At 52.7% G+C, this 16,394-nt stretch carries 18 protein-coding genes; 6 read left to right on the top strand and 12 right to left on the bottom strand.

The features are described 5' to 3' along the window. Positions 1 to 33: 33 nt before the first annotated feature. The 9 genes from ACLJZ5_RS11640 to ACLJZ5_RS11600 form a co-directional block, all read right to left on the bottom strand. A complete protein-coding gene (locus tag ACLJZ5_RS11640; protein WP_000505788.1) occupies positions 34 to 507 on the bottom strand; it encodes a YbjO family protein in 474 nt (157 codons plus the stop codon). 73 nt (positions 508 to 580) lie between these two features. Beyond that, positions 581 to 1,426 carry a putrescine ABC transporter permease PotI gene (gene potI / locus ACLJZ5_RS11635; protein WP_001061629.1) on the bottom strand — a complete coding sequence of 282 codons (846 nt, stop codon included), beginning with the start codon at positions 1,424 to 1,426 and terminating at the stop codon, positions 581 to 583. Continuing rightward, entirely contained in the window at positions 1,423 to 2,376 is a 954-nt protein-coding gene (gene potH, locus ACLJZ5_RS11630) for a putrescine ABC transporter permease PotH (protein WP_000105453.1), read from the bottom strand. The genes potI and potH overlap by 4 nt, the downstream gene beginning before the upstream one ends. 9 nt (positions 2,377 to 2,385) lie before the next feature. After that, entirely contained in the window at positions 2,386 to 3,519 is a 1,134-nt protein-coding gene (gene potG / locus ACLJZ5_RS11625) for a putrescine ABC transporter ATP-binding subunit PotG (RefSeq protein ID WP_001000698.1), read from the bottom strand. Positions 3,520 to 3,606: 87 nt separating this feature from the next. Further along, a complete protein-coding gene (gene potF / locus ACLJZ5_RS11620) occupies positions 3,607 to 4,719 on the bottom strand; it encodes a spermidine/putrescine ABC transporter substrate-binding protein PotF (RefSeq protein WP_000125769.1) in 1,113 nt (370 codons plus the stop codon). Positions 4,720 to 5,067: 348 nt separating this feature from the next. After that, positions 5,068 to 5,544 carry a YbjN domain-containing protein gene (locus ACLJZ5_RS11615; protein ID WP_000624811.1) on the bottom strand — a complete coding sequence of 159 codons (477 nt, stop codon included), beginning with the start codon at positions 5,542 to 5,544 and terminating at the stop codon, positions 5,068 to 5,070. Positions 5,545 to 5,640: 96 nt separating this feature from the next. Beyond that, positions 5,641 to 6,543, bottom strand: a complete 903-nt coding sequence (rimK, locus tag ACLJZ5_RS11610; RefSeq protein ID WP_000684361.1) for a 30S ribosomal protein S6--L-glutamate ligase — start codon at positions 6,541 to 6,543, stop codon at positions 5,641 to 5,643. A gap of 57 nt (positions 6,544 to 6,600) precedes the next feature. After that, positions 6,601 to 7,323: a nitroreductase NfsA gene (gene nfsA / locus ACLJZ5_RS11605; protein ID WP_000075300.1), complete on the bottom strand. Its 723-nt coding sequence runs from the start codon at positions 7,321 to 7,323 to the stop codon at positions 6,601 to 6,603. Beyond that, on the bottom strand, positions 7,307 to 7,597 hold the full coding sequence (locus ACLJZ5_RS11600; protein ID WP_001259137.1) for a YbjC family protein: 291 nt from the start codon (positions 7,595 to 7,597) through the stop codon (positions 7,307 to 7,309). The genes nfsA and ACLJZ5_RS11600 overlap by 17 nt, the downstream gene beginning before the upstream one ends. Positions 7,598 to 7,766: 169 nt before the next feature. On the opposite strand from ACLJZ5_RS11600, the gene ACLJZ5_RS11595 reads away from it, so the two are divergent. Beyond that, on the top strand, positions 7,767 to 8,030 hold the full coding sequence (locus ACLJZ5_RS11595) for a GrxA family glutaredoxin (protein WP_000495513.1): 264 nt from the start codon (positions 7,767 to 7,769) through the stop codon (positions 8,028 to 8,030). 31 nt (positions 8,031 to 8,061) lie between these two features. On the opposite strand, the gene ACLJZ5_RS11590 is transcribed toward ACLJZ5_RS11595, so the two are convergent. Further along, positions 8,062 to 8,439, bottom strand: a complete 378-nt coding sequence (locus ACLJZ5_RS11590; protein WP_000680850.1) for an inner membrane protein YbjM — start codon at positions 8,437 to 8,439, stop codon at positions 8,062 to 8,064. A 270-nt stretch (positions 8,440 to 8,709) separates the two neighbouring features. Here ACLJZ5_RS11590 and ACLJZ5_RS11585 point away from each other — a divergent pair, with 270 nt between their 5' ends. After that, positions 8,710 to 10,395, top strand: coding sequence for an aspartate:alanine antiporter (locus ACLJZ5_RS11585; protein ID WP_001024853.1), 1,686 nt, complete (start codon positions 8,710 to 8,712; stop codon positions 10,393 to 10,395). Positions 10,396 to 10,511: 116 nt separating this feature from the next. Here the strand turns inward: ACLJZ5_RS11585 and ACLJZ5_RS11580 are convergent, their stop codons facing one another. Further along, positions 10,512 to 11,132, bottom strand: a complete 621-nt coding sequence (locus tag ACLJZ5_RS11580) for a TetR/AcrR family transcriptional regulator (RefSeq protein ID WP_000661870.1) — start codon at positions 11,130 to 11,132, stop codon at positions 10,512 to 10,514. 167 nt (positions 11,133 to 11,299) lie between these two features. On the opposite strand from ACLJZ5_RS11580, the gene ACLJZ5_RS11575 reads away from it, so the two are divergent. Together ACLJZ5_RS11575 and ACLJZ5_RS11570 are read left to right on the top strand one after the other, a co-directional pair. Further along, positions 11,300 to 12,511, top strand: coding sequence for an MFS transporter (locus ACLJZ5_RS11575; RefSeq protein ID WP_000217430.1), 1,212 nt, complete (start codon positions 11,300 to 11,302; stop codon positions 12,509 to 12,511). Further along, positions 12,508 to 13,323, top strand: a complete 816-nt coding sequence (locus ACLJZ5_RS11570) for a Cof-type HAD-IIB family hydrolase (protein WP_000023553.1) — start codon at positions 12,508 to 12,510, stop codon at positions 13,321 to 13,323. Before ACLJZ5_RS11575 ends, ACLJZ5_RS11570 begins: the two co-directional genes overlap by 4 nt. 53 nt (positions 13,324 to 13,376) lie before the next feature. Here the strand turns inward: ACLJZ5_RS11570 and ACLJZ5_RS11565 are convergent, their stop codons facing one another. Then, the gene (locus ACLJZ5_RS11565) at positions 13,377 to 14,609 is read right to left on the bottom strand and encodes an MFS transporter (protein ID WP_023204041.1); all 1,233 of its coding nucleotides are present in this window, start codon (positions 14,607 to 14,609) and stop codon (positions 13,377 to 13,379) included. Positions 14,610 to 14,921: 312 nt separating this feature from the next. Here ACLJZ5_RS11565 and ybjG point away from each other — a divergent pair, with 312 nt between their 5' ends. Together ybjG and deoR are read left to right on the top strand one after the other, a co-directional pair. Next, positions 14,922 to 15,530 carry an undecaprenyl-diphosphate phosphatase gene (gene ybjG / locus ACLJZ5_RS11560; protein WP_001531378.1) on the top strand — a complete coding sequence of 203 codons (609 nt, stop codon included), beginning with the start codon at positions 14,922 to 14,924 and terminating at the stop codon, positions 15,528 to 15,530. A gap of 71 nt (positions 15,531 to 15,601) precedes the next feature. Then, complete coding sequence (deoR, locus tag ACLJZ5_RS11555; RefSeq protein ID WP_000450103.1) at positions 15,602 to 16,360, top strand: DNA-binding transcriptional repressor DeoR; 759 nt, start codon at positions 15,602 to 15,604, stop codon at positions 16,358 to 16,360. Positions 16,361 to 16,394: the final 34 nt, after the last annotated feature.

The raw sequence follows: 16,394 nt of genomic DNA, 5'->3' as shown, positions 1-16,394 counted from the left end.
CCTTCATATTATCCGGGGCGACGATTATACACATTATTGCAGCCGGAAGAACCGACGGCTGGGAGCGGGAATAAACAGCAGAAACAGAATTAAAAGATCGGGGAGTTTTTGCATGACCAGGGAATGCAGGATATCACGCTTCGATTCTCCCGCGATGCTAAACAACTCCGGATACCCGTAGCCTAACGACGCCGCCCACAGATATCCGCTCACAATAATTTGTGTCGCCAGGTACACCCAGCGTGCCCAGCTACGGCCTTTCACCAGCGAAAACGCACAATAAATTTCAACAAAGACCAGCACTAAGCTGGCCAGAAAGACAAGGGTTAAGCTCCACGTCTGCACGCTGCGATGAATAAACTCGCCCATCCCGCGTATGCCGAGGGTATTCATAATCATCAGCACATCGAGACCGCGAATCAAAATAATCGCCATAGCCGCAACCTGCACCAGCGTAGGCACATTTAAACGGGCATGTGATGAGGTTGATTGCTTTATAAATCCCAATGAATGTCTTCCCTGAAAATGATGCCGCGACCCGCGCGGCAACGCATTGCCATAGTGGAAGATTTTAGTGGCTTCAGCCGCGTCTTGCACGCTGGATATCGCGAATCCGCTGTTTTTCCGCTCGCGCCATCAGGTACCAGGCAATAAATCCGACGATTCCTACCACGCCGAGGATTAACGTCGCCAGCGCGTTGATTTCCGGGTTCACGCCCATGCGCACGCTGGAGAAAACCAGCATCGGTAGCGTGGTGGCACCGGGACCGGAAACGAAGCTGGCAATCACCAGATCGTCAAGGGAAAGCGTAAAGGCCAATAGCCAGCCCGAGATCACCGCTGGCATGATCATCGGTAACGTAATGACGAAAAAGACCTTCAACGGCGCCGCGCCAAGATCCATCGCCGCCTCTTCAATCGAACGATCCAGTTCGCGTAATCGCGAAGCGATCACCACTGCCACATAGGCGGTACAGAAAGTGACGTGCGCCAACCAGATGGTCAGCATCCCGCGATCGGAGGGCCAGCCGATAGCATGACCGAGCGCGACAAACAGCAGCAGCAGCGACAGCCCGGTAATCACATCCGGCATCACCAGCGGCGCGGTGATCATAAACGCAAAGCCGTTTGCGCCGCGAAATCGTCCAAATCGCACCATCACCACCGCGGCGATAGTACCGAGCACCACCGCCATCGTCGCCGCGCAGGCGGCAATTGTCAGGCTTAGTCCCACTGCGCTCATCATGGCGGTATCCCGAAAGAGCTCGCCATACCAGCGCGTCGACCATCCCGCCCACACCGTCACCAGCTTCGAACTGTTAAACGAGTAAATCACCAACATTAACATCGGCGCATAGAGAAAAGTAAACCCCAGCACCAGAATCAGAATGCGCCAGGGCGAGCGAACGACCGGTAAGTTATTCATCCGTGCTCCCCCACACTTTTTTGCTGATGTTTATGGAACCACATGATCGGTACTATCAGCAGCAGCAACATAATAATGGCGACCGCAGAAGCCACCGGCCAGTCGCGGTTATTGAAAAACTCCTGCCACAGGACGCGACCAATCATGATACTGTCCGGCCCGCCAAGCAGTTCCGGGATCACAAACTCGCCCACCGCCGGGATAAAAACCAGCATCGAGCCGGCGATGATTCCGCCTTTGGTGAGCGGGACAATGATGCTAAAAAATGTTTTCAGCGGTCGGGCGCCGAGATCCAGCGACGCTTCCACCAGCGAATAATCAATACGCGTTAATGCGGTATAAATGGGCAGAACCATAAACGGCAGATACGCATAAACAATGCCGATATAGACGGCCAGGTTAGTGTGCAGGATCGTCAGCGGCTGATCGATAACCCCGAGCCACAGCAACACATTGTTCAGCACACCGTTGTTTTTCAAAATGCCCATCCAGGCATAGACGCGTATTAAAAAAGACGTCCACGAGGGCAGGATCACCAACAGCAGCAGGATATTGCGCGTGGAGGGCTTGCTGTGCGCCACCGCCCACGCCAGCGGGTAGCCCAGCAGCAGGCAGCAGATTGTGGAAATACCGGCAATTTGTAACGATTGCAGATAGGCTTCGAAATAAAGCGGATCGTCGGTCAGTTGCAAAAAATTACCGAGATTGAGCGTAATCGACAACTGACCGTCAGCCCATTCCAGCAGATCGGTATACGGCGGGATCGCCCGCGCCATTTCCGCCAGGCTTATCTTAAAGACGATAAGAAACGGCAATAAAAACAGCAGAATGAGCCAGATATAAGGCAAAGCAATAACCAGCTTACGCCCATGTTTCATTTGCATTCGCGCCAACCATAGCGCCGCGCCGCCAGGTTTACTAATGCGTGCCGGAGGTTCAAGTGTGCTCATGTTTCCCCCTTATACCGTCAGGACCACGCAGCTATCCGCTTCCCAGCACAAACGCACTTCATCGCCCCAGGTCGGTAACCCTTTCCGGTAACGGTGCGCATTCTGCAGTTGAGCGCTGATCATCTGCCCGCTTTTTAGCCGCACATGATAAATAGACAGATCGCCGAGATACGCAATATGCGCCACTTCGCCGACGGCGAAATTATAGCCATCGGCAGGCGGCGACTCACACAGCATGATTTTTTCCGGACGTAGCGCCACATATACCGGCACATTATCAACGACAGAGGCATCTGCATCGACTTTTAACGGATGAACCAAACCGGGCGCGTCAATGACCAGACCATCCTCTTCACGCGCTTTCAGTAAGCCCTCAAAAACATTTACCGATCCGATAAATTCGGCGCTGTAGCGGGTCGTCGGATGCTCGTAAATCTCCTCCGGTTCGCCAATTTGCACAAATTTTCCACGGTTCATGATGGCAATGCGCCCCGCCATCGTCATGGCTTCTTCCTGATCGTGCGTCACCATGACGCAGGTCACGCCGACGCGCTCAAGGATATCAACTACTTCAAGCTGCATCCGGTCGCGTAATTTTTTATCCAGCGCGCCCATCGGTTCATCCAACAAGAGCAGCTTAGGACGTTTCGCCAGGCTACGCGCCAGGGCCACGCGCTGACGCTGACCGCCGGAAAGCTGATGCGGCTTACGTTTCGCAAACTCCTGCATGTGCACCAGACCCAGCATCTCATTGACGCGGCTGGTAATCTCCGCCTTCGGCAGTTTGTCCTGCTTCAGACCAAAAGCGATGTTCTGCTCTACCGTCATATGCGGAAACAACGCATAGGACTGAAACATCATATTAATCGGACGCTGATACGGCGGAACATGCGCCAGATCGACGCCGTCGAGCATAATTTGCCCGCTGCTCGGCGGTTCAAAACCTGCCAGCATCCGTAGCAGAGTCGATTTTCCACAACCTGACGCGCCCAGCAGGGCAAAAATCTCGCCTTTATAGATAGTCAGACTGACATCATCGACAGCATGTTGCCCGTCGAATGACTTCGTCAGGTTGCGAATTTCCAGAAGCGGCGTCAGCGCTTTACGGGTTTTCACCTGCGGGCGGTGGGGGACATCATTCACAAGGCGCTCTCCGGCATAACACAATCAAACGATACAAACGGTGGAATGCCCGATAGCGCACGCTTATCAGGCCATACCGTTAATAAATTACTTACCGCTTTTCACCTTCGTCCATGCGCGGGTGCGGACGCGATCAATCTTCGGCTCCTGCACTTTCAAGGTAAACAACTTGGCCCGCACATCCGCCGGCGGATAAATTCCCGGGTTATCGCGCACCTGCTGGCTGACCAGCGCCGTCGCCTCTTTATTCGCATTGGCGTAGAAAACGTGATCGGAAATATGGGCAATCACATCAGGGCGCAGCAGATAATTAAGGAACTGGTAGGCCTCGTCTTTATTTTTGGCGTCAGCCGGCATGGCAAACACATCAAAAAACGCCATTGCCCCCTCTTTGGGGATCGAGAAAGAGATATTGACGCCATTTTTCGCCTCTTTCGCCCGGTTAGCGGCCTGCCAGACATCGCCCGCCCAGCCGATGGCCACACAGGTATCGCCATTAGCCAGATCGTTAATGTATTGCGAGGAGTGGAAATAGCGAATGTTTGGCCGTAGCTTCAACAACAGATCGGTTGCCGGGCCGGTGTAGTCATCCGCTTTGCTGCTATTCGGATCTTTACCCAGATAGTTCAGCACGGTGGCAAAAATTTCTTCAGGCGCATCAAGGAAAGAGACGCCGCAGCTTTTTAGCTTCTCCAGATTTTCCGGCTTGAGGACTAAATCCCAGCTATTCACTGGCGCATCATCCCCCAGCACCGCTTTCACTTTATCAACGTTATAGCCAATGCCCGTCGTGGCCCACATATAGGGCATGGCGTATTTGTTGTCAGGATCGTGCTTCGCTACCAGTTTCAGCAGTTCAGGATCGAGGTTTTTCCAGCCGGGAAGTTTGCTTTTATCCAGCGGCTGAAAAACGCCCGCGGTGAGCTGGCGCTCAAGAAAACTGGCCGATGGCACCACCAGATCGAACCCGGTGCTGCCTGCCATTAACTTGCCTTCCAGCACTTCGTTAGAGTCAAAGACATCATAGATAACGTTAATCCCGGTCTCTTTTTCAAAGTTCGCCACCGTGTCCGGCGCAATATAATCTGACCAGTTATAAATGTGCAGCGTTTTTTGTTCGGCAGCGAGCGTGCCGACAGAGACGACCATCAGAGCACCCGCAACCAGACCCGATAGCCATTTTTTCTTTAAGGCGGTCATCATCGCTTTCCTTCTGAAATCCGTTAACAAATGAACCCATTAGGCGTGTTTTAAAACATGCCTGAAATGTGCATACCTTTTCATTTGATACAAATGAAGAAGAGAGGTCGCCCTCCCTGCCATCAAGCTCGCTATAGAAGCTTCGCAAGAATAACTTTAGCTAAGGTTTGAGGCTATAGCCCAGATTAAAAAACGCCTTTTATCAATTTTTTATGCAGGTTTTGTCTATGTGATAAAGCGAAATGGTCAGAAAGGAGGTGAATAATTCTTTAAATAAAGGTTAACGGTAGCATAAAAAAACGTAAACAGCAGCCGCGCTGGCAGCGACTGCCTGATTATCGGGAGGGATCAGTGAAGAAAATGGTCAACCACGCTGGTTTTTTGCGCGTCTTCTTCCGCGTTAAACAGAAGCTGATGCGCCCCGGCCTCAAGGATCACCATAGAAATCTGCTCTTCACTTTGGCGAACAAACCATTCGAACTGTTCGTAGGTGACGCCTTGCATAACGGATAAAGACTGGCACACAACCAGTTTTGGCAGATTATCATCCTGCATATCGAGAAAGGCTTTTACCGTCAACGAACTGGCGTTGATAGCAGAGAGATCGGCCGCCAGCGGCAGCAACGCGGAAGGCCTGACCTCCGCCATCGCGGAAAAAAGAATGGTGTTGTCCACCAAATCGATTTTAGCATCGTAGACGCCGTCAAAATTCTGCATATGCGGCAAATGCAGCGCCTGGCAGGTATCACATTCGAAGAAATTCATGCCCAGGTCGTCGAGCCATTGACGCAACGTATCCAGAGTGGGAACGACCAGTGATATCATAATAATGTGCTACCTCTTACGATGACGATGAAAAAATTACCGACACAGCTTACGCAAAAAGCGTGCTTCGTACTACGGCGGAATCCACGATTGCGATTAGCCGCCGATTTTAAGGCAAAATTCAGGCGTAGCGTGACGTTCTATCCACTGAATCATTCGCCCCGCGATATCCACGCCCGTAGTCTTTTCGATACCTTCCAGTCCCGGCGAGGCATTCACCTCCATCACCAGCGGCCCGCGCGCGGCGCGTAAAATATCGACGCCCGCCACATCCAGCCCCAGCGTCTGTGCGGCTTTGATGGCGATATCCCGTTCACGGGGCGTGATCGTCGCGATGCTGGCCACCCCGCCGCGATGAAGATTGGAGCGAAAATCACCGGCTTTCGCGCACCGCTCAATCGCCGCCACAACCTCATTGCCGACGACCAGACAACGAATATCGCATCCTTTAGCTTCGGCAATGTATTCCTGAACCAGGATATGGGCATTCAGCCCCCGAAACGCATCAATAACGCTTTCAGCAGCCTGACGCGTCTCCGCCAATACCACGCCGATCCCTTGCGTGCCTTCTACCAGCTTCACGACCAGCGGCGCCCCGCCAACCATCTTAATAAGATCGCTGGTATCATCCGGCGAATGGGCGATCCCGGTAATGGGGAGATCGATCCCCTGGCGCGCCAGAAGTTGTAGCGATCGCAGCTTATCGCGCGCGCGGGTAATGGCGACGGATTCATTCAGCGGATAACTACCCAGTAGCTCAAACTGACGTAGCGCAGCGGTACCATAAAAGGTAATGGCCGAACCAATACGGGGAATAACGGCGTCAAAATGGGGCAGACGACGCCCCTTGTAATGGATCGACGACGCTGCCGGATTAATATTCATATAGCAGGAAAGAGGATCGAGTATCTCGACCAGATGGCCGCGCCGCATCGCCGCTTCGCGCAGACGTTTGCAAGAATAGAGCGTTCCATCCCTGGACAATATGGCAATTTTCACCCTGCACCTCGCTGAAAACCCTGAAAAACCCGCGTATCATACACTGGCCCGCAGGTTTTAGCGCGTCGCCCAGCCCTGTTTATGCAAATATTCAAGGATAAATGGGCGATTTTCTTTAATCAGGGTGCGACGGATATGATCGCTCCAGGTATCGCGTCGCGTATTACTGCCGCGGGTCAGATAATACTCAGCCAACTGCTCGTCATAGCGCGCCAGCAGCTTTTCATCAAGCGGTTGATACTGGTTCTCATGAACCACAAGCTCGGCAGGCAGGCGCGGTTTCAGATCCGGATTATCCGCAGGCCATCCCAAACACAGGCCAAAGAGCGGCAATACATGCTTCGGCAATTTTAACAGTTCGGTAACAGACTCAATATTGTTACGGATGCCGCCGATATACACGCCGCCTAACCCCAGTGATTCCGCCGCCGTCAGCGCATTTTGCCCCATCATCGCCGTATCGACGACACCGAGCAGCAGTTGTTCGGCAAGCCCCAACTGCGCGTCAGGGCAGATCTGCAAATGACGATTAAAATCGGCGCAAAATACCCAGAACTCAGCGGCCTGCGCCACATGCTTTTGCCCGCCCGTCAGGGGCACTAACGCCTCGCGCAGCGCCCGATCGGTAATACGGATAATAGAGCTGCACTGTAAAAAACTGGAACTGGACGTGCTGCGCGCGGCGGCAATAATGGCCTCTCGCTGCGCGTCAGTCACGGGTTCATCGGTGAAATGGCGAATAGAACGATGGCCACAAAGAAGTTCAATGGTCGGACTCATTATGCTTTTCTCTATCTGAACGGGAAGAAATGTCGGGCGGACGTTTCATCAACTGCGGCGCCAGTAACTGCGCAATACGCCACATCATCGCCACCGCGGCGGGGAGGATCAACACGACGCCGAGGAAAACCATCAATACGCCAGCCAGCGGCGTATTGAACGGCGCGGGCAGCGTAAGGTAATGATTAAGCGATAGCAGAGCAAGCGCCAGCAAAATCATACCGAGGTATTCCAGTATCAGTACGCTTTTGGGTAACACGCCAATCGTGCGCATATCAAGCCTCCCGGTTAACTGACGCACAGTGTAGAACGTTCTGGTCCGGCGTGCTTAACAGATATAGCCCTGGGTTATCAAAGGAACAGGCGTAACCTGCTTTTCATCTGCCGTAAATCGCGGCATGATAACACCTGTTCGCCGTCTGGCTTTATGTTCGAGGAGAGATATGTTTACTGTTATTTTTGGCCGCCCAGGGTGCCCTTATTGCGTGCGTGCAAAAGAGTTGGCGGAAAAACTGAGCAAAGAACGCGACGATTTCAACTACCGCTATATTGATATCCATGCTGAAGGCATTACTAAAGCGGATTTGGAAAAAACCGTAGGTAAACCTGTAGAAACCGTACCGCAGATTTTTGTCGATCAAAAACATATCGGCGGCTGTACGGATTTTGAAGCATGGGCAAAAGAAAATCTGAATCTTTTCGCCTGATTGCTCTGGCAACGCCCTCTACCGGAGGGCGCTATCGGCGTTTTTTTCGCCGGTGGCTAAACAGGCTGCTAATAAACAAATAGCAGAGCGCGCCTAACGCACACCAGAATACGGCGCTAAATAACCACGCCAGTTCTTGCCAAAACGATCGGGTAGGCATAAATACCACGCGCATTAACACCAGGCAAAACGGCGCCGCCAGCATCGCCCCGATCAGCGGTCGGATCACCTCGCGTCGGTGAGAACAAAAACTGGCCACCGCACCAGGCAACGTAAAAAATAACAGTCCAATCTCAGGATGCCCTGCCGCGCGAAAAGCGCCTTGTACATGCATAGTTAATGAAAGACACACCACAATAAAGAGTACAAAGCAGCAGACAACGCTTGCCCACCCGTGTTTATGTTTCAATCGTTCCTCCTGACACTCTCTATCGAACACGCTTTCCGCCGTGAGGCATCCAGTCAGATAAAGTCATGTGGCATTCCATGCCAAAAACACACCTGCACGATTCTTATAGCCGTTAGTACGCAATAAGATTAAACTAGCAGGATATATTGTTGTGTTGTTTTTATTTGGATGCTGTATGCAATACGATTGCACCCTTAATTCATGATAAAAACAGTAGCGTAAATTACCATTTCTTTCAACAGCTTACTCGTAAACAAGAAGTTAGTCTCCGTGAATATAAACGTCGCAGATTTGTTAAATGGGAATTACATCCTGTTATTATTTGTGGTCCTGGCTCTTGGCCTGTGTCTTGGCAAGTTACGTCTGGGTTCAGTCCAACTTGGTAATTCCATTGGCGTTTTAGTGGTCTCTCTATTATTAGGGCAGCAACACTTCAGTATTAACACCGACGCGCTAAATCTGGGATTTATGCTGTTTATTTTTTGTGTCGGCGTCGAGGCTGGCCCCAACTTTTTTTCGATTTTTTTTCGCGACGGTAAAAACTATCTGATGCTTGCCCTGGTCATGGTCGGTAGCGCTCTGCTAATCGCCTTAGGCCTTGGTAAGCTATTCGGCTGGGATATCGGCCTGACGGCCGGTATGCTGGCCGGCTCAATGACATCCACGCCCGTGCTGGTTGGCGCAGGCGATACCCTGCGACATTCCGGCATCGCCAGCACCCAACTCTCCTCCGCTCTTGATAATCTGAGCCTGGGCTATGCCCTGACCTATCTGATTGGCTTGGTCAGCCTGATCGTGGGCGCGCGCTACTTGCCTAAACTGCAGCATCAGGATTTGCAAACCAGCGCCCAGCAAATTGCTCGCGAGCGCGGTCTGGATACCGATGCTAATCGAAAGGTTTATTTGCCGGTTATCCGCGCCTATCGGGTTGGTCCGGAACTGGTGGCCTGGACTGACGGAAAAAACCTGCGCGAGCTGGGTATTTACCGCCAGACAGGCTGCTATATCGAACGTATTCGTCGTAACGGTATTCTGGCGAACCCGGATGGCGATGCGGTGCTGCAAATGGGCGATGAGATTGCGCTGGTCGGCTATCCGGACGCGCACGCCAGGCTCGATCCCAGCTTCCGTAATGGTAAGGAAGTGTTTGATCGCGATCTGCTTGATATGCGCATCGTGACGGAAGAAATTGTGGTGAAAAACCACAATGCGGTCGGTCGCCGCCTCGCTCAGCTCAAGCTGACCGATCATGGCTGCTTCCTTAACCGCGTCATCCGCAGCCAGATCGAAATGCCTATCGACGATAACGTCGTGCTGAATAAAGGCGACGTGTTACAGGTGAGCGGCGACGCCAGACGCGTAAAAACCATCGCCGATCGCATTGGTTTTATTTCGATCCATAGTCAGGTGACGGACCTGCTCGCCTTCTGCGCTTTTTTTATCATCGGGTTAATGATCGGGATGATTACCTTCCAGTTCAGCAATTTTAGTTTCGGCATCGGCAACGCGGCCGGATTGCTGTTCGCCGGGATCATGCTCGGTTTCCTGCGCGCTAACCATCCTACCTTTGGTTATATTCCGCAGGGCGCGCTTAACATGGTGAAAGAATTCGGCTTGATGGTATTTATGGCAGGCGTTGGTTTAAGCGCCGGCAGCGGTATCAGCAACGGTCTGGGCGCGGTTGGCGGACAAATGCTGATCGCCGGGCTTGTCGTCAGCCTGGTACCGGTGGTGATCTGCTTCTTGTTTGGCGCTTATGTGCTGCGCATGAACCGGGCGCTGCTGTTCGGCGCCATGATGGGCGCGCGTACCTGCGCCCCGGCGATGGAAATCATTAGCGATACGGCGCGCAGTAATATTCCAGCGCTGGGTTATGCGGGGACTTACGCTATCGCCAACGTTCTGCTAACGCTGGCGGGGACGCTTATTGTCATCATCTGGCCGGGGTTAGGATAAAACTGAAGTTTGCCTTTAAGTGAAAAAATTTTGCCAATAGGTCGAACTTTTCGTTAAAGCATCAGTCATACCTATTGCCACTGCTTTTCTTTGATGTCCCCATTTTGTGGAGCCCATCAACCCCGCCATTTCGGTTCAAGGTTGGTGGGTTTTTTGTTGCCTGACGCAGAGTGACACGACATTGACGCTCCGGCGATTCGCTTTACCATCTGTAAAATCGCTTCACGCGCCAGCGGCGTTCGATCCGTTACAAAATGCAGCGTCATCCCCTCGATAAACGCATCCAGCGCTCGGGCGGTCTGTGCGTCAAACCACTGCGCCAGCGTATTCTGGCTACGCTGCATCCAGTTTTGCATGACTATTTTTAACGCCGGCTTATCGCTGGCATAGGCATATAACTGATACATTAACGCCATATTATCCGGCGTCGTAACCTGCGAGCCGTAAATCATTTCCGTTATCGCCTGGCACGCCCCCTCCGCATCCGTCACCTGCGCAAAAAAGTCCTGGTATTGACGCGACATGTTCTCGGTGAAAAGTGTAAAAGCTTCACTCAATAACGCATCCATACCGGCAAAATAGTAGGTCATCGAGCCAAGCGGCACCTGAGCGATAGCGGCGATTTTCCGGTGCGTCACGGCATGAACGCCATAGGTCTTTACCGCTTCCAGTGTGGCCTGAATTATTTTTTCCCGTCGCTTAGGATCATTGGCGCGTCTTACGGCATTTTCTTTCATGATGAGTTCCACATCTCATTCAGGATGCAGGCGATAGTAGCCTGCCGCTTACGCTGAAAAAACAGACAGTAAAAACTGTCTGCACAACGAAGTATGACGACGATATGTACAAATGTACACAAGCTTGCTAATGTTTACCTCTCGCTTCTATTTTCTGGCCTGACGCTATGACCGTCCTCTCCTCACGTAACGCCTTAAAACGCCGTACCTGGGCGCTGTTTATGTTCTTCTTTTTACCCGGACTGCTGATGGCCTCCTGGGCAACCCGAACGCCTGCTATTCGGGATATTCTTTCCGTCTCTACCGCGGAAATGGGGGCGGTCTTATTCGGGCTTTCTATCGGTTCAATGAGCGGTATTCTTTGTTCCGCCTGGCTGGTGAAACGATTTGGCACCCGGAAGGTTATTCGCACGACGATGACCTGCGCAGTAACCGGGATGGTTATTCTTAGCGTCGCGCTGTGGTGCGCCTCGCCGCTGATTTTTGCCCTTGGATTAGCCGTTTTCGGCGCCAGTTTTGGCGCCGCCGAAGTGGCGATTAATGTCGAAGGCGCGGCGGTCGAACGCGAGCTGAATAAAACCGTTCTGCCGATGATGCATGGTTTCTACAGTTTCGGCACGCTGGCGGGCGCTGGTGTCGGCATGGCGTTAACCGCATTAAGCGTCCCGGCTAACATCCATATCATCCTCGCGGCTGCCGTGGCGATCGCGCCCATTTTTATCGCCATTCGGGCGATCCCTGACGGTACGGGTAAAAACGCATCGGAAGATGCTCACCTTCAGGAAAAAGGATTACCTTTTTATCGGGACATCCAGCTTTTGCTTATTGGCGTGGTGGTGCTGGCAATGGCATTCGCCGAAGGCTCTGCGAATGACTGGCTGCCGCTACTGATGGTAGACGGACACGGTTTTAGCCCAACCTCCGGCTCTCTGATCTACGCCGGTTTCACGCTTGGTATGACCGTTGGCCGCTTTACCGGCGGCTGGTTTATTGACCGCTATAGCCGGGTGACGGTTGTTCGCGCCAGCGCGTTGATGGGAGCGCTGGGCATTGGCCTGATTATTTTTGTCGATAGCGACTGGGTCGCCGGCGTCTCGGTCATTCTTTGGGGCTTAGGCGCTTCGCTCGGCTTCCCGCTGACCATTTCCGCCGCCAGCGATACCGGTCCCGACGCGCCGACGCGCGTGAGCGTTGTCGCCACGACCGGCTATCTGGCGTTTTTGGTCGGGCCGCCGCTGTTGGGCTATCTGGGAGAGCATTATGGATTACGCAGCGCCATGATGGTTGTGCTGGCGCTGGTTATTCTGGCGGCGCTGGTGGCGAAGGCCGTCGCCAAACCTGTATCGACTCCGCAACCGGTGATGGAGCATAACGCATGAGTATCAAATTAATCGCCGTCGACATGGACGGCACTTTTCTGAGCGATCAAAAAACCTATAACCGTGACCGGTTTATGGCGCAGTACCAACAAATGAAGCGGCAAGGCATTCGCTTTGTCGTGGCCAGCGGCAACCAGTATTACCAGTTAATCTCGTTCTTTCCGGAAATTGCGCACGAAATCGCTTTTGTCGCGGAAAACGGCGGTTGGGTGGTCAGCGAAGGAGAGGATATTTTTAACGGCGAGCTGACAAAAGCCGACTTCCAGACGGTTGTCGAACACCTGCTCACACGCGCCGATGTGGAGATTATCGCCTGTGGAAAAAACAGCGCCTATACGCTGAAACGGTACAACGATGCGTTAAAAGCCGTTGCGGCAATGTATTATCATCGTCTGGAGTTTGTGGATAATTTTAATAACATCAACGATGTCTTTTTCAAATTCGGCCTTAATATTACCGATGAACGGATACCGGAAGTACAGGCGGCGCTGCACGACGCCATTGGCGATATCATGGTCCCCGTTCATACCGGCTATGGCAGTATTGATTTAATAATTCCCGGCGTGCATAAAGCCAACGGCCTGCGTCTGTTACAGCAGCGCTGGGGCATTCATGATAGTGAAGTGGTGGTATTCGGCGACGGCGGCAACGATATTGAGATGCTGCGTCAGGCCGGGTTTAGTTTTGCCATGTCGCACGCCAGCGAAGCGGTCGCGGCGGCGGCGAAATACCGCGCCGGATCGAACAACCAGGAAGGCGTGCTGGATATCATCGACAGCGTATTAAACAACGAGCCGCCGTTTAACATCTAGCGGATGCCTCTCTATGCCTGATAACAGAAAGCTTATCAGGCGTAGCCGCTCTCTCAGACTGTTTGCAAATTCCCCGTCCGCTTATCTTTTAAGAAGACCAGCATCAGCAGTAGCCAAAGAATACCGTTTGCCAGATTAAACAGGCTAAATAGCCCATTGCCGCCGCTTAACCAGGCGTGTTTACTGACTTCAATGCCAACGGTAAAAATCAGCATTTGTAGCATTCCCATCGCCGCCGAGACCGTTCCTTTACTCATATCGCTGGAGAAGAGCGTCAGGCGCACCAGTCCGGCATTCGCCAACCCAATGCCAAAAGCGTATACGCTTAATCCCGCCGTCATCCATAAATAAGCATGGGATGAAACCACCGTCGCCGCCGCGGCGATGATCAGCCCCGCGACGATAGGCCAGCCGCCCATCACGATCAGCGAGCGAACCGTACGTCGGGAGGTTAAACGCGCCAACACCAGATTACCGGCAATGAGCGCGCCAAAAACGGGCACCTGCAGCAGACCATATTCATAGCTGCTGAGCTGTTCGCCGCTAATGATGATAATCGGCGACTGCGCAATCCAGGCCAACAGCGGCAGGCTGACAAATCCCAGCGCTAACGCCCCTGCGACGAACCGCCGGTTTTTTATCACCAGCCGATAGTCACGGCCCAGCGCCTTAAATGACAACGTTTCGCCCCGCCGCGTGGCGGTCTCCGGCATTGCGCGCTGTAGCCCGAAAAAGGCGATAGCGGCCAGTGCGGCAAATAAAATAAACATCCCCTCCCACGGCAGAACATGCACCCATGCCGCCCCAACCAGTGGTCCCAGTAGCGGCGCGATTAACGCCACGTTCGCCATCAGCGCGGTAATTTTTATACACACCGCTTCCTCAAAGGATTCCTGAATCGCGGCATACCCTACAGCGCCGATAAAACACAGGCTAATCCCTTGCAAAAAACGCAGGAATGTAAATTGTTCGATGTTTTTCGCCAGTAACGTCGCCAGGCAGGTGATAATAAACCACACGACGCCTGCCAGCATCACGGGACGACGGCCAATCCGGTCAGACAACGGGCCAAGCAGCCACTGTAAGAACATACCGCCCGCCAGATAAGCGGTCATGGACGTCGGAACCCAGTCCAGGCCCGCCTGATACTGCTCAACCACCGCCAGCATACCCGGCTGGATCATGTCGTTGCCAATATAAGTAGAAAACTCGTACAGCACCAGACAGAGAGGAAAAAGCAGCGCCTGACGTCCCAGCCTGCCGCCTGATTGTAAACGATTCTGCATACCATCTCTTCGCCAATAAAAACCGCGCAGAGTGTAATGAAAGTCGGGGAACTGAGATAGCGAATTATGAGGCTGCAAGGGAAATAGCGCACATTTTTACAGAAAGCCGCTTAGCGCTTGCGTACTTTAAGGTTAATTTAAGTTTGCGCCGTTATCATCAACGTTATTTTATGCCATTGTCTTAAATCTCTTCATGTTGCCGCCAAATAAGACAATACTGCTTTTCCTCTCTGTTACGCTGCATTTATGCTCAGTTTGCACGGGGATGAGCTGGCTATCCCTTTTGATTTCATTGCTCCGAGCCTGGATGTTATGCTGGAAAACCTTAACAACTCGCTGTTTTATTTTATTAACGCCACGCCTGATTCCGCGCAGTGGACAATTTCGCTCGCTATCTTTATCGCCAAAGATGTCATCAACATCGTCCCGCTCTTAGCCGTGGTACTCTGGCTGTGGGGTCCCCGCGATCGGGTCTGCGCCCAGCGCCAGCTGATCGTTAAAATCGGCATCGCGCTGATTATCAGTCTGGCGGTCTCCTGGACAATGGGACACCTTTTCCCGCACGACCGTCCGTTTGTCGATCATATCGGCTATAACTTCCTGCATCATGCCGCCGATGACTCGTTCCCCAGCGATCACGGTACGGTGATTTTTACCTTTGCGCTGGCGTTTTTGTTCTGGCACCGCCTCTGGTCAGGCATCGTGATGATGGCGATAGCTATTACCATCGCCTGGTCGCGCGTCTATCTCGGCGTACACTGGCCGTTAGATATGATTGGCGCGCTGCTGGTAGCGATGCTTGGCTGCCTGAGCGCACAGCTGATCTGGCAATGGTACGGCGCGCCGCTCTACCAGGCGCTGCAACGTTGTTACCGTTTCTGTTTCGCATTGCCCATTCGAAAAGGCTGGGTACGTGACTAACCAGCGAAAAAAAGAGTAATATTAAGCGCTCTGTATGGTGCGGAGCGCTTATTTAACTCTCCAGGGGAACTATGGAAACGCGACGCGACGAGCGTATTGGTCAATTGCTGCAGGCCTTAAAACGCAGCGATAAACTTCATCTAAAAGAAGCCGCGACCCTGTTGGGCGTCTCTGAAATGACCATTCGTCGCGACCTGAACCATAAAAGCGCGCCTGTCGTATTGCTGGGCGGCTATATCGTACTGGAGCCCCGCAGCGCCAGTCATTATCTGTTAAGCGATCAAAAATCTCGTCTGGTGGAAGAAAAACGCCGAGCCGCTCAGTTGGCTGCGGGCCTGGTACAAGCGCATCAGACGGTATTTATTGACTGCGGCACCACCACGCCGTGGATCATTGAAGCCATTGATAATGACCTTCCCTTTACGGCGGTGTGCTATTCACTTAATACCTTTCTGGCGCTGCAGGACAAACCCCATTGCCGCGCCATCCTGAGCGGCGGGGAGTTTCACGCCAGCAACGCCATTTTCAAACCGCTTGATTTCCATGAAACGTTAAACAATATTTGTCCGGATATCGCGTTTTATTCCGCCGCCGGGGTTCATACCAGTAAAGGCGCTACCTGCTTTAATCTGGAAGAGCTGCCGGTAAAACATTGGGCAATGACAATGGCACAGTGCCACGTACTGGTGGTGGATCACAGTAAATTCGGCAAGGTACGTCCGGCGCGGATGGGGGAATTATCACGCTTTGATACGATTATCAGCGACCGCCGTCCCGATGAGGCCTTTGTGGCCTACGCTAAAGCGCAACAAATTACTCTGATGTATTAACCGCAGGTTTGCCGGATGCGACGCGCACCCGGCA

The organism is Salmonella sp. 5800 (assembly GCF_046558195.1).
In the GTDB taxonomy this organism is placed as follows: domain Bacteria; phylum Pseudomonadota; class Gammaproteobacteria; order Enterobacterales; family Enterobacteriaceae; genus Salmonella; species Salmonella enterica.
The sequence above is the reverse complement of the archived record's forward strand: the minus strand, read 5'-3'. Positions and strand labels throughout refer to the sequence as shown.